This window comes from Streptomyces sp. NPDC094147, from assembly GCF_044764265.1.
Classification (GTDB): Bacteria; Actinomycetota; Actinomycetes; order Streptomycetales; family Streptomycetaceae; genus Streptomyces.
Map to the genome: position 1 here is coordinate 375,927 of NZ_JBIWHT010000001.1, position 21,336 is coordinate 397,262.

At 72.6% G+C, this 21,336-nt stretch carries 19 protein-coding genes, 1 pseudogene and 1 riboswitch; of the genes and pseudogenes, 5 read left to right on the forward strand and 15 right to left on the reverse strand.

The window, feature by feature from the left end:
* Nucleotides 1–36: 36 nt before the first annotated feature.
* The 6 genes from ACIQ8J_RS01740 to ACIQ8J_RS01765 form a co-directional block, all read right to left on the reverse strand.
* Nucleotides 37–786 carry an endonuclease/exonuclease/phosphatase family protein gene (locus ACIQ8J_RS01740; RefSeq protein ID WP_403263756.1) on the reverse strand — a complete coding sequence of 250 codons (750 nt, stop codon included), beginning with the start codon at nucleotides 784–786 and terminating at the stop codon, nucleotides 37–39.
* Nucleotides 787–857: 71 nt separating this feature from the next.
* Nucleotides 858–1,811: an ROK family glucokinase gene (locus tag ACIQ8J_RS01745; protein ID WP_403263758.1), complete on the reverse strand. Its 954-nt coding sequence runs from the start codon at nucleotides 1,809–1,811 to the stop codon at nucleotides 858–860.
* A 121-nt stretch (nucleotides 1,812–1,932) separates the two neighbouring features.
* Complete coding sequence (locus ACIQ8J_RS01750; RefSeq protein WP_403263760.1) at nucleotides 1,933–2,364, reverse strand: DUF5304 domain-containing protein; 432 nt, start codon at nucleotides 2,362–2,364, stop codon at nucleotides 1,933–1,935.
* A 71-nt stretch (nucleotides 2,365–2,435) separates the two neighbouring features.
* Nucleotides 2,436–3,569 (reverse strand): ArsA-related P-loop ATPase, encoded by a 1,134-nt coding sequence (locus ACIQ8J_RS01755; protein ID WP_403263762.1) that lies wholly within the window; start codon nucleotides 3,567–3,569, stop codon nucleotides 2,436–2,438.
* Nucleotides 3,569–4,021 (reverse strand): SRPBCC family protein, encoded by a 453-nt coding sequence (locus ACIQ8J_RS01760; protein ID WP_403263764.1) that lies wholly within the window; start codon nucleotides 4,019–4,021, stop codon nucleotides 3,569–3,571. The genes ACIQ8J_RS01755 and ACIQ8J_RS01760 overlap by 1 nt, the downstream gene beginning before the upstream one ends.
* 127 nt (nucleotides 4,022–4,148) lie before the next feature.
* Nucleotides 4,149–4,910 carry a metallophosphoesterase gene (locus ACIQ8J_RS01765; RefSeq protein ID WP_403263766.1) on the reverse strand — a complete coding sequence of 254 codons (762 nt, stop codon included), beginning with the start codon at nucleotides 4,908–4,910 and terminating at the stop codon, nucleotides 4,149–4,151.
* 274 nt (nucleotides 4,911–5,184) lie between these two features.
* On the opposite strand from ACIQ8J_RS01765, the gene ACIQ8J_RS01770 reads away from it, so the two are divergent.
* Nucleotides 5,185–6,981 (forward strand): AMP-dependent synthetase/ligase, encoded by a 1,797-nt coding sequence (locus ACIQ8J_RS01770; protein ID WP_403263768.1) that lies wholly within the window; start codon nucleotides 5,185–5,187, stop codon nucleotides 6,979–6,981.
* Between the two features lie 57 nt (nucleotides 6,982–7,038).
* Here ACIQ8J_RS01770 and ACIQ8J_RS01775 read toward each other — a convergent pair whose 3' ends face one another.
* On the reverse strand, nucleotides 7,039–8,181 hold the full coding sequence (locus tag ACIQ8J_RS01775) for a glycosyltransferase family 4 protein (protein ID WP_403263770.1): 1,143 nt from the start codon (nucleotides 8,179–8,181) through the stop codon (nucleotides 7,039–7,041).
* Between the two features lie 215 nt (nucleotides 8,182–8,396).
* Between ACIQ8J_RS01775 and ACIQ8J_RS01780 the strand changes: the two genes are divergently transcribed.
* Complete coding sequence (locus ACIQ8J_RS01780; RefSeq protein ID WP_403263772.1) at nucleotides 8,397–9,623, forward strand: glycosyltransferase 87 family protein; 1,227 nt, start codon at nucleotides 8,397–8,399, stop codon at nucleotides 9,621–9,623.
* A gap of 11 nt (nucleotides 9,624–9,634) precedes the next feature.
* Here ACIQ8J_RS01780 and ACIQ8J_RS01785 read toward each other — a convergent pair.
* Nucleotides 9,635–10,912 (reverse strand): annotated as a pseudogene (locus ACIQ8J_RS01785) (MATE family efflux transporter); the annotation flags it as partial.
* 92 nt (nucleotides 10,913–11,004) lie between these two features.
* Between ACIQ8J_RS01785 and ACIQ8J_RS01790 the strand changes: the two are divergent.
* Entirely contained in the window at nucleotides 11,005–11,532 is a 528-nt protein-coding gene (locus ACIQ8J_RS01790; RefSeq protein WP_403263774.1) for a PadR family transcriptional regulator, read from the forward strand.
* Here ACIQ8J_RS01790 and ACIQ8J_RS01795 read toward each other — a convergent pair whose 3' ends face one another.
* The 5 genes from ACIQ8J_RS01795 to ACIQ8J_RS01815 form a co-directional block, all read right to left on the reverse strand.
* Nucleotides 11,533–12,765, reverse strand: a complete 1,233-nt coding sequence (locus tag ACIQ8J_RS01795) for a hypothetical protein (RefSeq protein WP_403263776.1) — start codon at nucleotides 12,763–12,765, stop codon at nucleotides 11,533–11,535.
* Between the two features lie 15 nt (nucleotides 12,766–12,780).
* Nucleotides 12,781–13,806, reverse strand: coding sequence for an NlpC/P60 family protein (locus ACIQ8J_RS01800; protein ID WP_403263778.1), 1,026 nt, complete (start codon nucleotides 13,804–13,806; stop codon nucleotides 12,781–12,783).
* Nucleotides 13,807–14,045: 239 nt separating this feature from the next.
* Nucleotides 14,046–15,071: an NlpC/P60 family protein gene (locus tag ACIQ8J_RS01805; RefSeq protein WP_403263780.1), complete on the reverse strand. Its 1,026-nt coding sequence runs from the start codon at nucleotides 15,069–15,071 to the stop codon at nucleotides 14,046–14,048.
* Nucleotides 15,072–15,365: 294 nt separating this feature from the next.
* The gene (locus ACIQ8J_RS01810; protein WP_403263782.1) at nucleotides 15,366–16,727 is read right to left on the reverse strand and encodes an NYN domain-containing protein; all 1,362 of its coding nucleotides are present in this window, start codon (nucleotides 16,725–16,727) and stop codon (nucleotides 15,366–15,368) included.
* A gap of 45 nt (nucleotides 16,728–16,772) precedes the next feature.
* Nucleotides 16,773–17,027: a hypothetical protein gene (locus ACIQ8J_RS01815; protein ID WP_403263784.1), complete on the reverse strand. Its 255-nt coding sequence runs from the start codon at nucleotides 17,025–17,027 to the stop codon at nucleotides 16,773–16,775.
* 154 nt (nucleotides 17,028–17,181) lie between these two features.
* On the opposite strand from ACIQ8J_RS01815, the gene ACIQ8J_RS01820 reads away from it, so the two are divergent.
* Nucleotides 17,182–17,931 carry a rhomboid family intramembrane serine protease gene (locus ACIQ8J_RS01820; protein ID WP_403263786.1) on the forward strand — a complete coding sequence of 250 codons (750 nt, stop codon included), beginning with the start codon at nucleotides 17,182–17,184 and terminating at the stop codon, nucleotides 17,929–17,931.
* The gene (locus ACIQ8J_RS01825; protein WP_399049890.1) at nucleotides 17,928–18,209 is read left to right on the forward strand and encodes an Lrp/AsnC family transcriptional regulator; all 282 of its coding nucleotides are present in this window, start codon (nucleotides 17,928–17,930) and stop codon (nucleotides 18,207–18,209) included. The genes ACIQ8J_RS01820 and ACIQ8J_RS01825 overlap by 4 nt, the downstream gene beginning before the upstream one ends.
* Nucleotides 18,210–18,302: 93 nt before the next feature.
* Here the strand turns inward: ACIQ8J_RS01825 and ACIQ8J_RS01830 are convergent, their stop codons facing one another.
* Both ACIQ8J_RS01830 and trpD read right to left on the reverse strand, forming a co-directional pair.
* Nucleotides 18,303–19,700 (reverse strand): aminotransferase class V-fold PLP-dependent enzyme, encoded by a 1,398-nt coding sequence (locus tag ACIQ8J_RS01830; RefSeq protein ID WP_403263788.1) that lies wholly within the window; start codon nucleotides 19,698–19,700, stop codon nucleotides 18,303–18,305.
* A 250-nt stretch (nucleotides 19,701–19,950) separates the two neighbouring features.
* Nucleotides 19,951–20,068, reverse strand: a riboswitch (SAM riboswitch).
* An 85-nt stretch (nucleotides 20,069–20,153) separates the two neighbouring features.
* Nucleotides 20,154–21,218: an anthranilate phosphoribosyltransferase gene (gene trpD, locus ACIQ8J_RS01835; protein ID WP_403263790.1), complete on the reverse strand. Its 1,065-nt coding sequence runs from the start codon at nucleotides 21,216–21,218 to the stop codon at nucleotides 20,154–20,156.
* Nucleotides 21,219–21,336: the final 118 nt, after the last annotated feature.

Genomic DNA, 21,336 nt, shown 5'->3' on the forward strand with positions numbered 1-21,336 from the left:
AGGTGAGGCGCGGGGTCTGGGGGCACAAGCCCCCAGTCACCCCCTCGGCACTCGCAACGCCGCCAGCACCGGCAGATGGTCCGTGGCGGCTGCGAGGTCGTCCTGCGGAACCAGCCCCAACGGCACACCGCAGCCCAGCACTTCGACCCCCCGCGTGGCGAACACCGCGTCGATCCGCTGCTGCGGATCCCGGGGCGTGGAGGTGAACTCCCCGCCCCACGGCGCCACTTGCCAGCAGTCCTGGAGCACCCCGGCGAGCCGGGTGAAGCTGCGTCCGCCGGGCCGTTCGTTGAGGTCGCCGCCCGCGACGGCGTGCTCCACCCCCATCCCGGCCAGCCGGTCGAGCAGCGCCCCCGTCTGCTCGTACCGCTCGGCGCCCTGGAGGCTGAGGTGGGCGCTCAGGACGCCGATCCTGGCCCCGCCGATCCGTACCACCGCGGTCGCGAAACCGCGCCGGTGCAGGCCCGGGGTGAGCGGGAGCAGCACGTCCTCGGTGCGCTCCACGGTGGCCCGCAGCGAGCACAGCAGCATCGGACCCGCGGCCGTCGCGCCGCCGCTGAGCATCACCAGGTCGCTCGCCGCGGCGAGGCGTGCCGCGGCCTTGCGCCAGCGGAAGAAGCGGGGCGCCTCCTGGATGAGTACGAGATCGGGTGCGCAGGCGCGGATCACCCGGGCGAGGGCCGCGTTGTCGTCGCGCATCGAGCGGATGTTGTAGCTGAGAACGCGGATCACGGCCGAGCCGTTCTCCGTCGCGGACGCGGGCAGGCCGTCGGCAGGTGTCGTCATGGCCCACAACGTATGACAGCGCCCGCCGGGTCCGGGACCGGACTCGGCGGGCGCTGTCGGTGGCGGGTGCGTCACATGACGGGGTCGGGCTGCCGCGCCAGGTCGGCCGCGCCGACCAGACCGGCCTTGTTGCCGAGCTGGGCCGCGATCACGTCGGCGACCGGGCGCCAGTTCCCGCCGACCAGCCAGCGCCGGTAGGACTTGCGGATCGGGTCGAGCACCAGCTCGCCCTCGTCCGAGAGCCCGCCGCCCACGATGAACGCGGACGGGTCGAACAGCGAGGCCAGATCGGCGAGGCCCGCACCGGCCCAGCGGGCCAGTTCGCGGTAGGAGTCGACCGCGACCGGGTCGCCCTGCCGCGCGGCCACCGAGATGTGCTTGCCCTCGATGCCCTCGGGGGTGCCGTCGCCCAGCGCGAGCAGGACCTCGGCCCGCTCGGGGGTGGCGTTGGCACGCTGCTTGGCGTAGCGCACGAGCGCGCGGCCGGAGGCGTACTGCTCCCAGCAGCCCTGGCTGCCGCAGCCGCACAGCAGGCCGTCCGGCACCATCCGGATGTGGCCGAACTCGGCGGCCACGCCGAAGTGGCCGCGGCGCAGCTTGTTGCCGATGATGATGCCGCCGCCGAGGCCGGTGCCCAGGGTGATGCAGATGACGTTGCGGTGGCCCTTGCCGGCGCCGAAGCGGTACTCGCCCCAGGCGGCCGCGTTGGCGTCGTTCTCGACGACGACCGGGAGGCCGACGCGCTGCTCGACCTTCTCCTTCAGCGGTTCCTGGCGCCAGTCGATATTGGGCGCGAAGTAGACGGTGGACCGCTGGCGGTTGACGTAACCGGCGGCCCCGATGCCCACGCCCACGATCTCGTGTCCGGCGCGCGCGCCGTCGACGGCCGAGGCGATCGCGTCCACGATGGCATCGGGCGTGCCGGGAGTCGGCACCTTGTGGGTGGAGAGGATGTTGCCGTCCTCGTCGACCACGCCCGCCGCGATCTTCGTGCCGCCGATATCGACACCGATGGTGAGTCCCATGAATCCCTCAGTTCGGTCGAGCCCCGCTAGGGCCAACCGTACCCGAGCGGGGACGGCGCTCAGCGTGCCGAGCCCGCGTTCACCCCGGGGGTGAGTGCAGGTCCCGGCGCCGGTCGGGACCTCAGTCGAGGTCGATGTGCTCGGTGGCGCCGGGGCCTTCGTCCCGCTTGCGGTCGTCGGCGGCCGTCCAGCGGCGCTCGTGGCCCTCGACGGCGGAGCGGTAGGCGGCGAGCAGTTCGCTGCCGGCGGCGGCGAGGTGGTCGAAGACCTCGGGGTTGCGCTCGATGACGGGCTCGACGGCGGACTTCGCCTGACCGATCAGCTGCTGCACGGCGGTCTGGGCAGCCATGCCGGGCAGCGAGGACTGGACCCCCAGGACACCGGCGACCTTGTCGGAGACCGCGTCGAGGAGCTTGCGCAACTCGTCGGCGGCGGATCCCGTCGGGGTGCCGTACTCGGCGCGGCGGCGCGCCCTCTCGGCGGCGAGGTCCTCGGCGCAGGCGTCGGCCCAGGCATCCGCGTCGGGGGCGGGGTGCTCGGTGGCTTCGCTCATGGCGGACTCCAGCGGCTGGTGTTTCCTACGGGTCTGTTTCCTTCGACGTTACCCGAACGGGGGTACACCGTTCAGCGACCTCGGGGCCACAGCTCGGGATCGGGTGCGAACCGGACGTCCAGGACGCCGTCGTTCAGCCCGGCGCCGGTGACGGTGCAGCGGCGCAGCGCGGACGGCAGCGGCACGATGCGGCGGAACGGGCCGACGGTGAGCAGCAGTTCGTCGCCGCGCCGCACCAGGGCGAGCCCGTCCTTGACGGCGCCGGGCAGCACGAGGCGCCACACCAGGACGTTGTCCTCGGCGATCCGGTCCTCGATGGTCCACCGCGGAGCCGCGGCGTCGAGGTCGTCCGGCCCGCACCACCCGCCGTCGATCCGTTCCAGGTCGTCGTCGCCGCGCGGGTCGCGCCCGAGGTGCGCCACCTCGTGTACGGCGGTGAACTCGCCGGTCAGCTCGTCCAGGTGCTTGCGCTGCTGGGCGACGAGCCCGGCGAGCCAGGGGTCGGGGGTCTCGGCGGGCAGCAGCCGGTTGGCGACCACCGCGTCGAGGGCGAGTCCGTGCAGGGCGATGCCGAGCCGGGCGGTGCGCAGGGCGTCCGCGGCGGCCGGTCCGGGTTCCACGACGAGCCGTACGGTCGTGCCGGGGTCCTCCACCACGGCCTGGACGGCGGCCAGTTCGAGATCCCAGCGGGCGGCGGTCTCGTACAGCCACTGCGCGGGCATGGGCACCCCGGCGAGCTGGGCGAGGACCGGGCGCAGCGAGCGGGCGGCCTGGCGCTCGGGCGGCAGGAGCCGGCGCAGATAGCGGCGCAGCTGCTCGGGCAGGGCGAGGGCGGCGAGCGCACGGTCGGCCGGCGGGAGGTCCACGACGAGCAGGCCGGGGCCCTCGGCCGCGGCCTCGCGCAGGGCGCTGAGCAGGGCGAGCTGTTCGGCGCCGGGGAGCTCGGTGAGTTCCTCGGCGTCCAGGCGGGAGGCGCCCAGCAGGTCGAGGGCGGTGCCCGCGCGGTCCTGGAAGGCGAGGAGTTCGGTGCGGAAGTGCGCGGCCGAATCGATTCGGCGGACCGTGACGCCGCCGAGTTCGCCGGGTACGCGGTCCGAGGTCAGCAGGGTGACCCGGGTGCCCCGGCGGGCGGCGGCGAGTGCGGTCGCCGCCGCGACGGTGGTGCGGCCCGCGCCGCCGGGACCGGTGACGAGGACCGTACGCATCAGGCCGCGGAGCCCTCGGGGCCGCTCTCGACCCGCTTCTTCAGTCCGGCCAGGGCGCGGTCGATGATGACCTTCTCGGCCTTGCGCTTGATCATGCCGAGCATCGGGATCTTGACGTCGACGGTGAGCTGGTAGGTGACCTCGGTCGCCCCGCCGGGGGCGTCCGCCAGGGTGTACGAGCCGTCGAGGGCGCGCAGCATCTGGGACTTGACCAGGGTCCAGCTGACCTTGTTGCCGTTCCAGGTGTAGGCGAGGGTGTGGTCGTCCTTGATGGCGCCCGCGTCGAGCAGCAGCCGCACCTTCTCGGCGTGACCGGCGGCGTCGGTGGAGAGCACCTCGGCCTCCTTCACCTCGCCGGTCCACTCGGGATAGCGGGCGAAGTCCGCGATCACTCCCATGACGTCGGCGGGGGCCGCCTCGATGGTGATAGACGAGCTGGTGTGTTCCGCCATCGTCGTGGCTCCTCCAGTGCGCGGTCCGGTGGGTCTGAATCTCCCCCCGCCCGGCCTTGGCCTGGAGCGCGGGGAGGTGTGCGTGCAGGCTATCGCGTACGGGCCGGGCGCCGGTCCAGTGGCCGGATCACCACTCCAGGGCGAAGGGCCGGGAGGTGGCCGCGAAGTGGCCGACGTTGACGCACTCGGTGCGGCCGATGCGCATCCGCCGGGCCAGCGGCTGGTGGACGTGGCCGAACAGCGAGTAGCGGGGCCGGGTCCTGCGGATCGCGGCGAGCAGGGCGCGCGAGCCGCGCTCGAAGCGGCGCGCGACGGTGTCGTACACCAGCTCCGGGACCTCGGGCGGGATGTGCGAGCAGAGCACGTCGACCTCGCCGAGCGCCTCGACCTTCGCGGCGTACTCCTCGTCGGAGATTTCATAGGGCGTTCGCATCGAGGTCCGCAGCCCGCCGCCCACGAAGCCGAAGACGCGCCCGGCTATCTCCACCCGCTGGCCGTCCAGGACGGTGGTGCCCGGCCCCGCGTACTGCGGCCACAGGTCCGGCATGTCGACGTTGCCGTACGTGGCGTACGTCGGGGCGGGGAAGGCGGCGAACATCTCGGCGTACTGGCGCCGGACCGCCGCCTCGATCGCGGCCTCCCGGTCGAGCCCGGCCCACAGCGAACGTGCCAGCTCACGGGCCTCGTCGAAGCGCCGGGCGGTGCGCAGGGCGACGATCGCGTCGGCGTTCTCGACGCCGAAGAGGTCGGGGAAGATGCCGCGCGAGTGGTCGGCGTAGTCGAGGAAGAGGACGAGGTCACCCAGGCAGACGAGCGCGTCCGCCCCATGACCCGCCCTGGCGAGGCCCTCGGCGTTCCCGTGCACGTCACTGACCACATGAACTCGCATGAAGGCCACCTTAGGCCGTCGGACCTGCGGTTACTTCCGAGTCCTGAAAGGTGTGGACTACTGTGCGCGAAGCAGTGTCAAACATGTGTGACGCACGGAACATCTGGCCAGAACCCCCTATCGGGAACCCACTACCCATGGGTAACGTCCGGGCAGTCCAGTCGTGCTCGGAGTTCCGCCCCCCACGGAATCCCCGGGCACCTGCCCGATCTTGGACCGCAGCCGGTGCGTCACACAGAGCCGTGGCACCGGCGCCCGATGAGGAGCAGCAGTCTTGCGCGAGTTCAGCCTTCCGGCCCTGTACGAGGTCCCTTCGGACGGCAACCTGACGGATCTGATCCGCCGCAATGCCGCTCAGCATCCCGATGTCGCGGTGATGGGCCGCAAGATCGCGGGTGCCTGGGCCGATGTCACCGCCCGCCAGTTCCTCGCCGAGGTGCGCGCCGTCGCCAAGGGCCTGATCGCCGCCGGCGTCGAGGCCGGCGACCGGGTGGCCCTGCTCTCGCGGACGCGGTACGAGTGGGTGCTGCTCGACTTCGCGATCTGGAGCGCGGGCGCCGTCACCGTCCCGGTGTACGAGACCAGTTCGCCCGAGCAGATCCAGTGGATCCTCGGCGACTCCGGCGCGACCCTGGCCGTCGTCGAGTCCGAGGCCCACCAGGCCTCGGTCGTCGCGGTCCAGGGCGGCCTGCCCGCCCTCAAGGGCATCTGGCAGATCGAGGCCGACGCCATCGCCCGGCTCACCGAGACCGGCGCGGACGTCTCCGACGAACTGCTGGACGCCCGGATGTCCTCGGCGCACGCCGACGACCCGGCCACCATCGTCTACACCTCGGGCACCACCGGCCGCCCCAAGGGCTGTGTGCTGACCCACCGCGCCTTCTTCGCCGAGTGCGGCAACGTGGTGGAGCGCCTCAAGCCCCTCTTCCGTACCGGCGAGTGCTCGGTCCTGCTGTTCCTGCCCGCCGCGCACGTCTTCGGCCGGCTGGTCGAGGTGGCCTCCGTGATGGCGCCGATCAAGCTCGGCTGCGTACCGGACATCAAGAACCTGACCGATGAACTCGCCTCGTTCCGGCCGACGTTGATCCTCGGGGTGCCGCGCGTCTTCGAGAAGGTCTACAACTCGGCGCGGGCCAAGGCGCAGGCCGACGGCAAGGGCAAGATCTTCGACAAGGCCGCGCACACGGCGATCGCGTACAGCAAGGCGCTCAGCACGGACGCCGGGCCCTCGGTGGGTCTGAAGGTCAAGCACAAGGTCTTCGACAAGCTCGTCTTCAGCAAGCTGCGGGCGGTGCTCGGCGGGCGCGGCGAGTACGCGATCTCCGGCGGCGCGCCGCTCGGCGAGCGGCTCGGCCACTTCTTCCGCGGCATCGGCTTCACGGTCCTGGAGGGCTACGGCCTGACCGAGTCCTGCGCCGCGACCGCGTTCAACCCCTGGGACCGGCCGAAGATCGGCACGGTCGGGCAGCCGCTGCCGGGTTCGGTCGTACGGATCGCGGACGACGGCGAGGTGCTGCTGCACGGCGAGCACCTGTTCTCGGGCTACTGGAACAACGAGACGGCGACCGCCGAGGCGCTGGCCGACGGCTGGTTCCACACCGGTGACATCGGCACCCTCGACGAGGACGGCTACCTCGCGATCACCGGCCGCAAGAAGGAGATCATCGTCACCGCGGGCGGCAAGAACGTGGCCCCCGCGGTCATCGAGGACCGCATCCGCGCGCACGCGCTGGTCGCGGAGTGCATGGTGGTCGGCGACGGGCGGCCGTTCGTGGGCGCGCTCGTCACCCTGGACGAGGAGTTCCTGGGCCGCTGGGCCGAGGAGCACGGCAAGCCCGCGAGCAGCTCCGCGGCCTCGCTGCGCGACGACGCGGAGCTGCTCGCCGAGGTGCAGCGGGCGGTGGACGACGGCAACGCGGCGGTCTCCAAGGCGGAGTCGGTCCGCAAGTTCCGCGTCCTGGCCTCCCAGTTCACCGAGGAGGCGGGGCACATCACGCCGTCGCTGAAGCTGAAGCGCAACGTGGTGGCGAAGGACTTCGCCGACGAGATCGAGGCGATCTACACCCGCTGAGCCCCCGGCGGGGCCGGGGTTCGGGAGCTGTGCCGCGGGGGCTGGATTCCGGCCCCCTTACAGCAGCCCCCTCAGCTTCTCCGCCAGGAGATCCCAGCGCCACTTCTCCTCGACCCACTCGCGGCCCCGCTCCCCCATGCGGCGCCGCAGTTCGGCGTCCTGGAGCAGGGTCACGATGCGGTCCGCCGAGTCCTGCGGGACGTCGCCGCGCACGACCCACCCGGTCTCGCCGTCGAGGACCGCGTCCGGTGCGCCGCCCGAGTCGCCCGCGACCACGGGCAGGCCGGTCGCCGACGCCTCCAGGTACACGATGCCGAGGCCCTCGACGTCCAGGCCGCCGCGCCGGGTGCGGCACGGCATCGCGAACACGTCGCCCGCCCCGTAGTGCGCGGGCAGTTCCTCCCAGGGCACCGCGCCGGTGAAGCGCACGGAGGCCGCGACCCCGGTGTCCGCCGCGAGTTTGCGCAGCTCGGCCTCGTACGGCCCGCCGCCGACGATGAGCAGCACCGTCTCCGGCACCTGCGCGAGGACCGCCGGCATGGCGAGGATCAGGGTGTCCTGCCCCTTGCGCGGCACGAGCCGCGAGACGCAGACCACCACCGGCCGGTCGGCGAGCCCGAGCCGTTCGCGTACGGCGTCGCCGCCGGAGCCGGGGTGGAAGGTCTTCTCGTCGACGCCGGGCGGGAGTTGGACCATCCGGGCCGCGGCCTGCTGGGTCAGCGCGCCCGCGATCCGGGACCGGGTGTACTCACCCAGATAGGTGATCGTGTCCGTGCCCTCGCCGATCCTCCGGAGCAGCTGCCGCGCGGCGGGCAGCTGGGCCCACCCCGCCTCGTGCCCGTGCGTGGTCGCCACCACGCGCTCGGCGCCGGCCCTGCGCAGCGCGGGCCCCATGAGGCCGAGCGGCGCCGCCGCCCCGAACCACACCGAGGAGCAGCCGTGCTCGCGCAGCAGCCCGACGGCCCGCCGGGTGACCCGGGTCGTCGGCAGCAGCATCGTGGTGGCGTCCCGTACGACGGTGAACGGCTGCTCGGCGTCGAAGGCGGCGGTCGCCTCGATGCCCTCCCGGCTCCGCTTCCACGTCGAGGCGTAGACGACGACCTGCTCGGGGTCCAGCCGCAGCGCCATGTTGTGCAGGAACGCCTGGATCCCGCCGGGGCGCGGCGGGAAGTCATTGGTCACGATCAGGGTCTTGTGCATCGCCGCCGACAGTACCCAACGCGGGGCGCGGAACCGAAAGGGCAGCTCGCGGACTGGACCGGCGGGACGCAACCCGCAGCTCGCGAGGCGGGCCGCACAACGCGACGGGCACCCCGCGGGCGCGGCGCGGCGCGGCCCCGTCTGACGGCCGGCGCCCGTCCGCACCCGGCATCATGGCTGACTCCGGCCCCCGAAACGAGGACGAGGCGGACCTCATGAGCATCCCCCGGCGCACCCTCGCCGTGGCGGCCACCTGGGCCGCGACCCGCTGTCTGCTGCTGCTCTGCGTGTTCCGGGTGGCGGTGCTGCCGGGCCCGGACGTCACCAGCGACGTGCACGTCATCTACCAGGGCTGGTCCCAGGTCCTGCAGACCGGCACGTACCCGCTGGACGACGTCACCTGGCAGTACCCGCCGGCCGCGGCGCTCGCGATCCTCTCCCCCGGGGCGCTGCCCTTCCTCGGCTACGCCTCGGCCTTCTTCGTGCTCGCCTTCCTCGCCGACGCACTGGTCTTCGCCCTCCTGACGTACGCGGCGGGGCGCCCCGGCAAGTCGTTGAACGGCGCCTGGGTGTGGACCGTCGGCGTGCCGCTGCTCGGCCCGACCGCGTACGCCCGCTACGACCTGATGGTGACCGCCGTCGCCGTCGCGGCGCTGCTGGCGGGCGCCCGCCGTCCCCGGGTCCTCGGGGCGCTCGCCGCTTTCGGGGCGCTGCTCAAGGTGTGGCCGGTGCTGCTGCTGGTGCGCGCCCCGCGCCGGGCCTGGTCGGCCGCCGCCGTCACCGCGGCCGGGCTTTCGGTGGCGTGCGTCGCGGCGGCGCCGGGCGCGTTCGCCTTCCTCGCCTTCCAGCGGGACCGGGGCACGGAGGTCGAGTCGCTGGGAGCACTGGTCTTCCAGGTGGCCCGGCACTTCGGCTGGCCGGGCCGGGTGCAGCTGAACTACGGCTCGGTGGAGTTCCTGGGACCGTACGTCCCGCTGGTGTCCGCCCTCGCGCTGGCACTGAGCGCGCTCGCCTTCGGCTGGCTGCTGTTCTGGCGGGTCAGGGCCCGGGGCCCGCTGCGTCCGAGCACCCTCGCGGACGCCGCCTTCACCGCGGTGCTGCTCTTCACCACCACCAGCCGGGTCATCAGCCCCCAGTACCTGCTGTGGCTGGTCGGCCTGGCCGCGGTGTGCCTCGTCTTCCGCCGCGGCCCGATGACCCGCCCCGCCCAACTCGTCCTGGTCGCCACCGGCGTGACGCTCCTGGAGTTCCCGATCTGGTTCTCCCACGTGGTGGCCGGCGACTGGCTGGGCATCCTCCTCCTCGCCGTACGCAACGGCCTCCTGATCACCGCGTGCCTGCTGTCCTGCCACCGCCTGTGGCAGTCGACGGCCACCGCCCGCAACCACCCGCCCCTCCCCCACCAACCGGCCCGCACAACCGAACCGTCAAGCACCTCCTGACCCCGCACACACCGCCAGAGCCGCACGACAGCGGCACACTGAACGGCCATGGCCAGCGCCGTCCCCAGACAGACACCGGGCAGCCCCAGCCCCGAAAGCCCCTGGGCGAGCACCAGTTGAAGCACCACCCCGCACCCGGTGATCCGCGCCAGAAGCGGGCTGCCGCCACTGCCCTCGAAGATCCCGCCGAGCGCGATGTAGCAGGAGAGCAGCACCAGACAGGGGCCGAGGCAGCGCAGATACAGCGCCCCCGCGTCGGCCACCTCTCCCCGCGCGCCGAACGCCGCCATGATCCAGGGCGCGGCGGCCGACAGCACGAGGAGCGCCCCGAGCCCGACCGCCCCCGACATGCGCAGCGCCTCCCGCCCGACGGCCCACCGTTCGTCGCGCCCGGCACCGAGCAGCTGCGCGGTGTGGATCGCGGCGGCCTGGCGTACGGAGTAGAAGGCCATGGTCGCCACGTACATCGCCTTGGTGGCGATCCCGTACGCGGCGACCTCGGCGACGCCGATCCGGGCGACCACGGCGACCAGGACGAGCGCCCCGGCCATCCGCACCACGAAGTCGGCCGACATGGGAAGGCCGGTCCTGAAGGTGCGGCGCAGATCGGCGGCGAGTCCGCGCGGCGAGGGCCCGGCCGCGCGCAGCACGGCGTTGCGCCGCAGCGCCGCGAGCCCCCACCCCAGCGCGGCCGCCCGCCCGAGCACCGTGGCGATGGCGGCGCCCCGCACGCCCAGGCCGAACCCCAGGATGAGCAGCGGGTCGAGACCGAGGATCAGCCCGTTGGCGAGCAGGGCGAGGCGCATCGGGGTGCGGGTGTCGCCCGCGCCCTTGAGGATGCCGTCCACGACGTTGGTGGCGAAGAAGACCGCCATGCCGGGCAGCGCGACGGAGAAGTACCCGGTGGCGAGCGGGAGCGCGGACCCGCCGCCACCACCGAGCACCAGACGGGCCAGCGGCTCCCGGCACGCGTACCCGCCCACCGCGACGACCGGCGTGACAAGCGCCCACAGCCCCCACCCGCCCCGCACGGCCGCCCGCACCCCGCCCGGATCCCCGGCACCCCTGGCCCGCGCGACCAGAACGGTCGTCCCCGAACCGGCCATGAGGACGACCCCGAGCAGCACGTTCTCGGTGTTGGTCGCGACGGCCACCGCGGCGACCGCGTCCCCGCCGAGCCGCGCGACCCAGACCATGTTGATGATTCCGGCCGTGACCCCGGCCAGGAGCTCGAAGTAGACCGGAAGCGCGAGCGCCACCAGCCGCTTGCGATGAGCAGCCGCCCCCATGACCCATCCCCTCGTTTCGCTGTACCTCGATTCGAGGTAGCTCGATAAGAGGTACCATGACGCAGGGCAACCGGACAAGACGAGGGGCGCGCATGCTGGAGCTGTCGATCCTGGGGTTCCTGTACGAGGAGCCCCTGCACGGCTATGAGCTCAAGGAGCGCATCAAGGGGCTCAGCGGGCACATCCGGCCGGTCAGCGACGGGGCGCTCTACCCGGCGATCACGCGGCTGGTGAAGGCGGGCCTTCTGGAGCAGCGCACCGAGCCGGGCAGCGGGGCCGCGCCGCGGCGCATCCTCTCGCTCACCGACGCGGGCCGCGCCGATCTCCTGGAGCGGCTGCGGCACCCCAAGGATGTCGAGATCACCGACGGGCAGCGGTTCTTCACCCTGCTCGCGTTCCTGCGCCACCTCCCCGACCCCGCCGAACAGGCCGCCGTCCTCAAGCGGCGGCAGATGTTCCTGGAAACCCCCTCCAGCTTCTTCTACCGCGAGGGCCGGCCCGTCGCGGCCGAGGAGGTACCGGACCTGTTCCGGCACGGGATGCTGCGGATCGCGCGGGCCACGGCGGCCGAGGAGACGAAGTGGCTCGCCGAGGCCGTCGAGCAGCTGGGTCGGGGGTGATCAGGTCAGCTGGTCGCGTACGTAGGCGCGCCACATCGTGGTGAACTCCCTTGGGGACAGGCCGAGTTCCTCGGTCATGGCCTTCTCCACTGCGCCCTCGCGGTGCGGCTGGTCGCCCACCTTGGTGTAGAAGCGGGCCAGGGTGGCCTCGCCCCAGTGGGCCGCGATCAGGCGGCAGGCCAGCCAGCCGCCCTCGTACGCCCTGGCGAGCCGGTCCGCGCCGCCGTCGAAGCCGAAGTCGGCGTCGGTCGGCAGGTCCGCGGGGAGGTCACCGGCGCGGACCGCCTGCTGGAGTTCGGGGGCGGCCTGCGGGGCGGTGCGGCCGGTGTCGCGGTAGCCGACCCAGTCCGCGTACCCCTCCGAGAGCCACATCGGGGTGGCGGGCGAGGTGTGGGCGCGGGTGGCGACATGGGTGGTCTCGTGGGTGAGCACGACCCGGCGGCCCAGATCGCCGAGGACCGAGTACGCCTCCGGGTTGACGATCACCCGGTCCGCGGGGGCCGCCGCCGCGCCGCCCGCCTCGCCGGTGGTCACCGCGGCGATCCCCCGGTAGGACGCGGCGGGCGCCCCGAGCAGCGCGGCCATCCCGTCGAGCGACGCGGGTACGAGGACGACGACGCGGCCCGCCCACCGGCGGGGCCAGGCGGCCGACACCTCGGGCACGGCCGAGTCCGCGGTGTCCGCGATCCCGTGCAGCTGCGCCGCGTCCTGGCCCACCCCGAGCACCAGGCTGTGCTTGCCGCGTACGGCGGTGACCCGGCCCTGCTGCCACAGCATCTGGGCGGCGCCCTGGGCGGGCCGGTCCCCTGCGACGTACCAGTGACCGCCCTGCCGGTCGAGGGTGAGGGTGCGGGCGGCGGTCACGGGAGCGGTGTCGTAGCCCTCGATCCGGTAGCGCAGGTCCACCTTCGCGGTGACCGCCCCGCCCTGCCGGTCCACCCCGTTGACCTTGTACGTCCAGGACGTGAGCGGCACCTGCGCGAGGTTGCCGAACTCGGTGCGCTGGGCCTGCCGCAGCCCCGTCGCCGCCGGGTCGACGATGGCCAGATAGCCGCCCTCGTCGTGCTTGAGCACCGCCGCCGCCCGCCGGTCCAACAGCTGCTGCACCTCGCCGACGGTGGCGTCGGGGGCCGGTCCGGGCGCCGAGCAGGCCGCGAGGAACAGCAGTGCGGCGAGCCCGCATCCCGCCGCCCGCCCGCGCCGCACCTGTCGACCGCGTCCCTGACCTGCCACCCGCCGATCGTACGGTCAGACGCGGGTGACCGAGGAGACGGGCATCATCCCCACCGGGTCGTAGCGCACCGGCGCCCCGGGATACGGGGCGTGCACCACCTGGCCGTTGCCCATGTACATGGCGATGTGACTGGCGTCGTCGCGGTACGCCACCAGGTCGCCCGGTCTCGCCTCGGAGAGCGGCACCTGGTGGCCCGCGTACCGCTGCTCCTGCGAGGTGCGCGGCAGACCGATGCCGGCCTGCGCGTACGACCACTGCATCAGGCCCGAACAGTCGAATCCGGAAGGCCCGTTGGAGCCCCAGATGTACGGTCGGCCGATCGCCGAGCGGGCCGCCATGACGGCCGCCGCGGCCCGCGAGGAGGCGGGCGCCGCGCCGGACAGCGCGGGCAGGTCCATGCCGCCCGAGCGGGAGGCGCGGTCGAAGGCGGCCCGGTCGTCGACGGGCAGCGCGTTCAGCATCCGGCGCGCCTCGGCCAGCTTCGCCTCCACGGTCCGCTTGTGCCGGGCGACCTCGCCGCGGCTGCGCTCCAGCGCGGCCAGTGTGCGGCCGGCCTCCGCCCGCTGCTGCGCGAGGCGGCGCTGCTCGTACTGGAGCTCCTGGAGCGCGCCGCTCTGATGGCTGCTCAGCCGGTCGAGGGCGGCGGCCCGGTCGAGATAGGTGTCCGGGTCGGCGGACAGGAGCAGCGCGAGCGAGGGGTCGATGCCGCCGGAGCGGTACTGCGCACCGGCCAGCGCGCCGAGCGCGCCCCGCATGCGGTTGATCCGCTCCTGGCCGCGCGCCACGGCGTCCTGCGCCCGCTTCACCTCGTCGCGCAGCCGGCCGGTCCGCTCATCGGCCTTGTCGTACTGCTCGGTGGCCTGCTCGGCCTCCGCGAAGAGCCGGTCGACCTTGGCCTGCCCCGAGGAACCCGGCGTATGCGGGTCGGCACTCGCCGCGGGCGCCGCGAGGGCCGCCGCCGTTGCGGCCGCGGCCGAAAGGACGGTGACGCGGGCGCTCTGGGTGAGGCCGGACTGCGAGGACCGGCGATGGGACGCCACGGATGCCGCACTCCCTTGCACTGCGTGCGGCCCCTGCCGCCCGGGGCGGGCGGCGAGTCACCGGGGGAACCGCACGCCGGACAGTAACCGGGCGGATACCCGGCGGCCAACGACCCCGCTGCCCGCACAGAGTGACGCCCCACCGGAGAACACAGGTCACCGGCGGGGCGTGGCGTCAGCCCGAGTTGCCGCAATTCGCCCGTTCGGGCGATGCCTGCGACTGACCGGGGAAAGGTGCGTCAGCCGACGCGCACGCCGAACTCGAACGGCATGTTGTCCATCGACTCGTAGCGCACGTACGCACCGGGCTTCGGCGCGTGCAGCACCGTGTTGTTGCCGGCGTACAGGCCTATGTGGTGCAGGTCGCCGAAGAAGAGCACGAGGTCGCCGGGCTTGAGCTCGCTGCGGCCGATCCGGGTGCCCGCGTTGGCCTGTTCCTGCGAGGTGCGCGGCAGCTGGACGTTGGCCTGGCGGTAGGCCCAACCCGTCAGACCCGAGCAGTCGAAGGAGTCGGGGCCGGTGGCGCTCCACTGGTACGGCCTGCCGATCATGCCCTCGGCCGCTTGGAGGGCGGCGGCTCCGACCTGCGAGGCGGGCACGTCGTGGCCGAGGTCCGGGCGGGCGGAGGAGCGGTTGGCGCGGGCGTCGTCGGCCGCGAGCGACGCCTTCTCCTGCGCGGTCAGCGAGTTGAGCAGGCTCTGCGCGTCGCTGAGCTTGCCCTGGACTTCCTGCTTCTTGTCGCCGAGCACCTTGCGGGTGTCGGCGAGCTCCTTCAGCTTGTCCTGGGCCTCCTTGCGCTCCTGTGCGAGGGAGCGCTGCTTGCCCTGCATCTTCTGGAGCGCCTCGGTCTGAGTGGCACTCAGCTGCTGGAGCGAGGAGGCCTTGTCCAGGAAGTCGTCCGGGTTGGAGGAGAGGAAGAGCGCGAGCGAGGGGTCGATGCCGCCGGAGCGGTACTGCGCCGAGGCCATCGAACCGAGGCCGCTGCGGAGCGTGTTGAGCTCCTGCTGGCCGCGGGCGACCTTGTCCTGGATCTGGCCGACCTGCTTCTCCAGCTGGCTCTGCTTCTCCTTGGCGTTGTTGAACGCCTCGGTCGCCTGCTCGGCCTCCGCGTAGAGCTTGTCGACCTTGCTCTTGACCTCGTCCTTGGAAGGCTTGGGGTCCGCGTGGGCGGCCTGCGAGGTGATGGCGACGACAGCGGCGGCGGTCGCGGAGAGCACGGTCACGCGGGTGCGGCTCGCGGGCTTGGGTCGACGGTGGGACGCCACGAAGGCGAGCTCCTTCTTCCTCAGCCGCCGAACACTGCTGACTCGGCGGGACCCTCACGGCCACCCCGGACGAGTGATCAACCGCATGAAGGTACGAGGCCCGACCCTAGTGACCATCCTGTGATCAGTTCAAATCCTGACGGCAAAAAAATCGGTCACCGAGAGGATTCTTTACTGTCATCGCACGCGTAGTAGTTGGCACTTGACGGAGTGCTCGACAGCGATCACCCGAATTCGGGCATTGAACACAGGAGTTAACAGAACGGCTAGAACAGCCAGAACGCCCGGAATGCGTCAGACCCGCGAAAGACGCTTCAGGAGCAGCAGGGAGGCGACCGGGCGCGCGCCCGCCTTCGCGACGCCGTCGGCGACTTCCTTGTCCGTCGAGACGACCACCACGGGCCGCCCCGAGGGCTCGGCGCGCACCAGCTGACGGATCAGCTCGTCCGCGGTCACCCCGGGCTTGGAGAACAGCACCCGGACGCCCCTGGGCGGTGCGAGCAGCACCGGAGCCGCCAGTTCCGCGCCGTCGAAGACGCAGGTGACCTCGGCGCCCGTCTGGGCGGCGAGCACCGAGAGCCCGCCGAGCAGCCGCAGCCGCTGCTTCTCCAACGGCATCGTGGGATAGCCGGTCTTGGTGACGTTGTAGCCGTCCACGACCAGATGCACCTGGGGCAGCGCGAGGAGTTGGTCGAGCAGCGCCGGGTCGGTCTCGGAGAGCGCGCGGGCCGCGATGTCCTTGGGCGTCATGGTGCCCGGCGCGACCGCGTCCACCGTGTCGGCGGGGCGCACCGAGGCGGGCGGCAGGGCGAGTTCGCGCCGCAGGCCCTGGGCGCTCTCCAGGACGGTGTCGAGCAGCAGCCGCAGCCGCATGTCCTCGACGGAGCGCCCCTCGCGCACCGCGCGCCGGCTCGCCTCAAGGCCCGACTCGGCCTCGCCGAGCCGCGTCTTGAGCCGCCGGGTCTCGCTCTCGGCGGCGGCCACCCGGGCGGCCGCCTCGCCCCTGATGCCGTCGATCTCGGAGGTGGTCTTGCGCAGGGCGGCCTCGCCGCGCTTCACATCGCTCAGGGCGCTGCGCAGCTTGCGCTGGAGCGTTTCGGCTTCCTTGCGCGCCGCGATCAGTTCCGTCCGCAGTTGTTCGCTATCCGACTTGATCTGGGCGCGGGCTTCGGCGAGTTCCTCGCGCAGCCGGTCCAGTTCGCGCCGGCCCTCCTCGTCGGCCCGCTCGGCGTCCGCCCGCTGGGCCTCCTCGCCGGCCGCGGCGACCAGCTTCACCCAGCCGGTGGGGCGCAGCACATAGGCGGCGGCCGCCACGTCCACGGGGTCGGCGGCCGCGGGCGGCGAGCCCGCCTCGACGGCCCCCGCGAGCTCCGGCTGGGACTCCTTGAGCCGCTCGCCGATCCGCTGCCGGAACACCGGGTCGCTCTCCAGGGCGGCGGCCATCGCGTTGCCGGCGAACTTGGCGCGCCGGGTCGGGGTGAAACGGGCGTACTGCCGCAATTGTCCGGGCAGTTCGGCGACGGTCAGGCCGCCGAACGCCTCCGAGACGAAGGCGACGACCCGGCGCCGCACGCCCTCGGGCAGCGGGCGGTCGAGCACCTCGGCGGGGCCGTCACCGGCCGAAGCGGCCGGTTCAGCACCGCTTGCACGCTCCACAATCCGTCACCCCAACTGTCATCCGTACCGCTTCCGGAGCACTCCTCAGGAAGCGCTCGCCGAGTCGGTGCCCGGCCGGTCCACCAGCTCGATCCGGTCCACCGCGTTGCACCACCGGCAGCGAACCGACTCGATGGTCTCACTGACCACCTCGCGTTCCTCCACCTTGGGCTCTCCGGCAAGGTCCAGATGGACGTACTCGACCACTTTCGACGAGCGGGTGACATCGAAACGGGTGAGGTTTCCGCAGAGCGTGCAGCGCCACCGGGTGTCGGCGGTCGGCTGGGGAACGGTGGTCATGTGGTGCCGTCCTCTTTCCACTTCCATGGTCCAGGATCTCGCGGTGCGCCGTCGAACTGCGGGAGTATTGCCCGTAACCCTACGGCCTACCCGTCGACCGCCGACACGGCGAGGCGGTCTGTACCGATAGCCCCTTTTGGGCCATTCTCTCCCCATGGTCAAGTGGCGGGGAGCGGTGATCCTCAGGGGTGCGGTGCGGGGACCGACCGTGACGTACGGGCTGATCACCGCCTGCTGTCTGCTCTTCGCGGTCAGCCCGGCCTCCGGTCTGAACCCGGGCCACGGAACCGGCGACGCGATCCTCAGCGCCCAGAGCGACTACTTCGCCCGCTGGGGCGTCATCCCCGGCCAACTCCTCGCGGGCCGGCCGCGCACCCTGCTCACCCCGCTCACCGCCCTGTTCGTGCACGGCAGCTGGCTGCATCTGCTCGGCAACATGCTGTTCCTGTACGTCTTCGGCGCGATGACCGAGGAACGCATGGGCCCGGTGGAGTTCGCCCTGTTCTATCTGGGCAGCGGCTATCTCGCCCTGTTCGCGTACGCGGCGGCCCACTCGGGCTCGGAGCAGACCCTGGTGGGGGCGTCCGGGGCCATCTCGGCCGTGCTCGGCGCCTTCCTCTGCCTCTTCCCCCGGGCCCGGGTGACCAGCATCTTCCCGTTCCTGCTGTTCCTGCCGCTGCGTTTTCCCGCCTGGATGGTCCTCGTCTTCTGGTTCGCCCTGCAGTGGCTGGCGATCCGCAGCGCCTCGGCCGGGCCCGGGGTGGCCTACCTCGCGCACCTCGTCGGCTTCGGCCTCGGCTTCGTCTACGCGTGGGCCCGTTTCCGCCGGACGGATAGAGTGAAACGCCGAAGGCCCGTGAAGCCCGCGGGTGCGGCCGCCACCGAGGGAGAAAGCCAGCCGTGATCACCGCGATCGTGCTCATCAAGACCAGCGTGGACCGGATTCCCGAGATCGCGGAATCGATCGCGGCGCTCGAAAGCGTCAGCGAGGTGTACTCGGTGACGGGTACCTACGACCTGATCGCGCTGGTCAGGGTGGCCCGCCACGACGACCTGGCGGACATCATCCCCGGCAGCATCAGCAAGATCCCGGGCGTCGAGGCCACGGACACGCATGTGGCGTTCCGTACGTACTCGCAGCACGACCTGGAAGCCGCGTTCGCCATCGGCCTGGACTCGTAAGCCCCCCTGCCCGGGGGGGCAGCCGAGATCAAGCCCCTCCGGCGCTTGAGGAGCGGGGTCCGGTGCGGAGCCCCCAGTAGGCGTGGCCCGGCGCTACACCGCCGGGACGCAGCGGCCGCCCTCCGTGCGGTACTGCCACTTCGCGCCCTGGGTGACCAGTTCCCGTACCGCCCCCACGAACCGGTCCACGTGCTCGTCCGGCGTCCCCGCGCCGAAGCTCACCCGGATCGCGTTCAGGGAGAGCTCGCCCGGCTCGGCCTCCGGGGCGCCGCACTCGCCCGGGTCCTGCGGGTCGCTCCCGAGCAGCGTGCGCACCAGCGGGTGGGCGCAGAAGAGCCCGTCCCGCACGCCGATCCCGTACTCCGCCGAGAGCGCCGCCGCGAAGTGCGAGCTGTTCCAGCCCTCGACGACGAACGAGATGACGCCGACCCGGGGCGCGTCGTCGCCGAAGAGCGAGAGGATCTTGACCTCCGGCACCGCGGCGAGCCCCTCGCGCACCTTCGCGATCAGGTGCCGCTCGCGCTCGACCAGCGAGTCGAAGCCCGCCTCGGTGAGCGCCTTGCAGGCGGAGGCGATGGAGTACACCCCGATGACGTTGGGCGAACCGGCCTCGTGGCGCGCGGCCGTCGTGTGCCACTCCACGTCCACGCCGCCGTCGGTGCGCCGCGCGACCTTCTTCGACGCACCGCCGCCCGCGAGGTACGGCTCGGAGTCCTGGAGCCAGTCCGCGCGGCCCGCGAGCACGCCCGAGCCGAACGGCGCGTACAGCTTGTGCCCGGAGAAGGCGATCCAGTCGACGTCCAACTCCCGTACGGAGACGGGGTGGTGGGGCGCGAGCTGGGCGGCGTCGAGCACGATGCGGGCGCCGTGCGCGTGTGCCGCGGCAGCCAGTTCCCGCACCGGCCACAGCTCACCGGTGACGTTGGACGCGCCGGTGACGCAGACCAGCGCGGGGCCGTAGGGGTCGCGGTCGGCCAGCGCGCGCTCAAGGGTCTCGACCGCCTGGTGCGGGCTGCGCGGCGCGTTGAGGCAGGTGACCCGGGCGTCCCGCCAGGGCAGCAGCGAGGCGTGGTGCTCGGTCTCGAAGACGAAGACCTGGCAGTTCGCCGGGACGGCCTGGGCGAGCAGGTTCAGCGAGTCCGTGGTGGAGCGGGTGAAGACGACCTGGTCGCCGGGGCGGCAGTCGAGGAACTCCGCCACCGCCGCCCGGCTGTTCTCGAACAGGTCGGTGGAGAGCTGCGAGAGGTAGCCGGCCCCCCGGTGCACGCTGCCGTAGTACGGGGCGTACGCGGCGACGTCGTCCCAGACCCGCTGCAGCGCGGGCGCGCTCGCCGCGTAGTCGAGGGCGGCGTAGGTCACCTCGCCGCCGGTGACCAGCGGCACGGTGACATCGCGGCCGAGCACCGGCAGCGGCGCGGCACAGCAGGGGTCGGCGGACTCGTCGGTGACGGAAGCGGCGGCGGAGACGGCGGTGGCGGGGCGTGCGGACATGGCGGTATCTCCCGGCAGGAAAAGGCGAGTTGACTTCGGATCCCGGGTGCGACGGCGTGCCCCGGCCTCGATCGAGGGGGGTCGACTGCCTTTCCGCGTACGGGTGTTGACCTCGAACACGCAGCCCGGAGAAGGGCGGCGTGGAGGGTGGTGAAGAAAGGGGCGGTACGCCCTATCGCATTCGCTTGCTCACGAGACTGCTCCCTTGAGGACCAGGACCCCAGGGCTGTGACATCCGATGATGTCCAGGGGTCCGCGCTTGCCGTAGGCCTTGCTGCCTACGACCTGGTCTTCACCCGGGGCACCCCGCCACGGACGGAGGGTTGCCGGACAGCGAGCCGGGGCCTAAATCGCTGTCACTCATGACCTTGAAAAGCATCCTGCCACACGTCGCGACGTACGCAAGGCGCAGTCCGCGATCCGGACTGCGCCCTGCGTCACATCACGTACGGTTCAGGCGTTGCTGGCCGCGACCCAGCGCTCCAGGGCGGCGCGGGCGGCCCCGGAGTCGATGGCCTCGGCGGCCCTGGCCATCGCGGCGCCGATCTGCCCGGCGAGCGGCCCTTCGCCCGGTTCGAGGGCGACCAGCGCGGCCGCCGAGTTCAGCAGCACCGCGTCCCGCACCGGCCCGCTCTCGCCCGTGAGCAGCCGGCGGACGACCTCCGCGTTGTACGAGGGGTCCCCGCCGCGCAGTGCCTCGATGGGCACGAGCTCGATGCCGACGTCGCGCGGGTCGAAGCTCTGCTCGCGGACGGCGCCGTCGCGCACCACCCACACCCGCGAGGTGGCGGTGGTGGTGAGCTCGTCGAGGCCGTCGTCACCGCGGAAGACCAGCGCGGACGAGCCGCGCTCGGCGAGCACGCCCGCCACGATGGGCGCCATCCGCGCGTCGGCGACACCGGTCGCCTGGGCGCGTACCCTCGCCGGATTGGTGAGCGGGCCCAGCACGTTGAACGTGGTGCGGATGCCCAACTCCTTGCGGGCGGCGGCCACGTACCGCAGCGCGGGATGGAACTTCACCGCGAAGCACATGGTGATCCCGGCCTCCTCGGCCACCTCCACCACCCGCTTCGGCGACAGGTTCAGATTGACGCCGAGCTTCTCCAGGACGTCGGAGGCGCCGCTGGAGGAGGAGGCGGCGCGGTTGCCGTGCTTGACGACCTTGGCGCCGGTTCCGGCGACCACGATCGCCGACATGGTGGAGATGTTGACGGTCTTGGCGCCGTCGCCGCCGGTGCCGACGATGTCGACGCTCGGGCCCGGCACCTCGATCAGGTTGGCGTGCGCGTACATGGTGCGCACCAGGCCGGTGATCTCGGCGACCGTCTCGCCCTTGGCGCGCAGCGCGACCATGAAGCCCGCGATCTGGGCGTTCGTCGCCTCGCCGCGCATGATCCTGTCCATCGCCCAGGCGGTCGCGTCCGCGCTCTGGTCGGCGCCGCTCAGCAGCGAGTCCAGGACACCCGGCCAGGAGTAGGCCGCCACGGTGTCGCCTCCGGTGGGGGTAACAGCGCTCATGCTCGCTCCTGGTGGTCAAAAGGACGGGATACCGCCCGCCAGCCTATCGAGAGGCGCGGGGCGGTCCGCGTCCGTGCCCGAAGTGCGGACGCGGAAAAGACTCCGGCCCGGCCCCCGT

Bases quoted from the DNA above. Each gene is read 5' to 3' on its own strand.
- ACIQ8J_RS01740 (WP_403263756.1), bottom strand. From the start codon at position 786: ATGACGACACCTGCCGACGGCCTGCCCGCGTCCGCGACGGAGAACGGC.
- ACIQ8J_RS01745 (WP_403263758.1), bottom strand. From the start codon at position 1,811: ATGGGACTCACCATCGGTGTCGATATCGGCGGCACGAAGATCGCGGCG.
- ACIQ8J_RS01750 (WP_403263760.1), bottom strand. From the start codon at position 2,364: ATGAGCGAAGCCACCGAGCACCCCGCCCCCGACGCGGATGCCTGGGCC.
- ACIQ8J_RS01755 (WP_403263762.1), bottom strand. From the start codon at position 3,569: ATGCGTACGGTCCTCGTCACCGGTCCCGGCGGCGCGGGCCGCACCACC.
- ACIQ8J_RS01760 (WP_403263764.1), bottom strand. From the start codon at position 4,021: ATGGCGGAACACACCAGCTCGTCTATCACCATCGAGGCGGCCCCCGCC.
- ACIQ8J_RS01765 (WP_403263766.1), bottom strand. From the start codon at position 4,910: ATGCGAGTTCATGTGGTCAGTGACGTGCACGGGAACGCCGAGGGCCTC.
- ACIQ8J_RS01775 (WP_403263770.1), bottom strand. From the start codon at position 8,181: ATGCACAAGACCCTGATCGTGACCAATGACTTCCCGCCGCGCCCCGGC.
- ACIQ8J_RS01780 (WP_403263772.1), top strand. From the start codon at position 8,397: ATGAGCATCCCCCGGCGCACCCTCGCCGTGGCGGCCACCTGGGCCGCG.
- ACIQ8J_RS01790 (WP_403263774.1), top strand. From the start codon at position 11,005: ATGCTGGAGCTGTCGATCCTGGGGTTCCTGTACGAGGAGCCCCTGCAC.
- ACIQ8J_RS01815 (WP_403263784.1), bottom strand. From the start codon at position 17,027: ATGACCACCGTTCCCCAGCCGACCGCCGACACCCGGTGGCGCTGCACG.
- ACIQ8J_RS01820 (WP_403263786.1), top strand. From the start codon at position 17,182: ATGGTCAAGTGGCGGGGAGCGGTGATCCTCAGGGGTGCGGTGCGGGGA.
- ACIQ8J_RS01830 (WP_403263788.1), bottom strand. From the start codon at position 19,700: ATGTCCGCACGCCCCGCCACCGCCGTCTCCGCCGCCGCTTCCGTCACC.
- trpD (WP_403263790.1), bottom strand. From the start codon at position 21,218: ATGAGCGCTGTTACCCCCACCGGAGGCGACACCGTGGCGGCCTACTCC.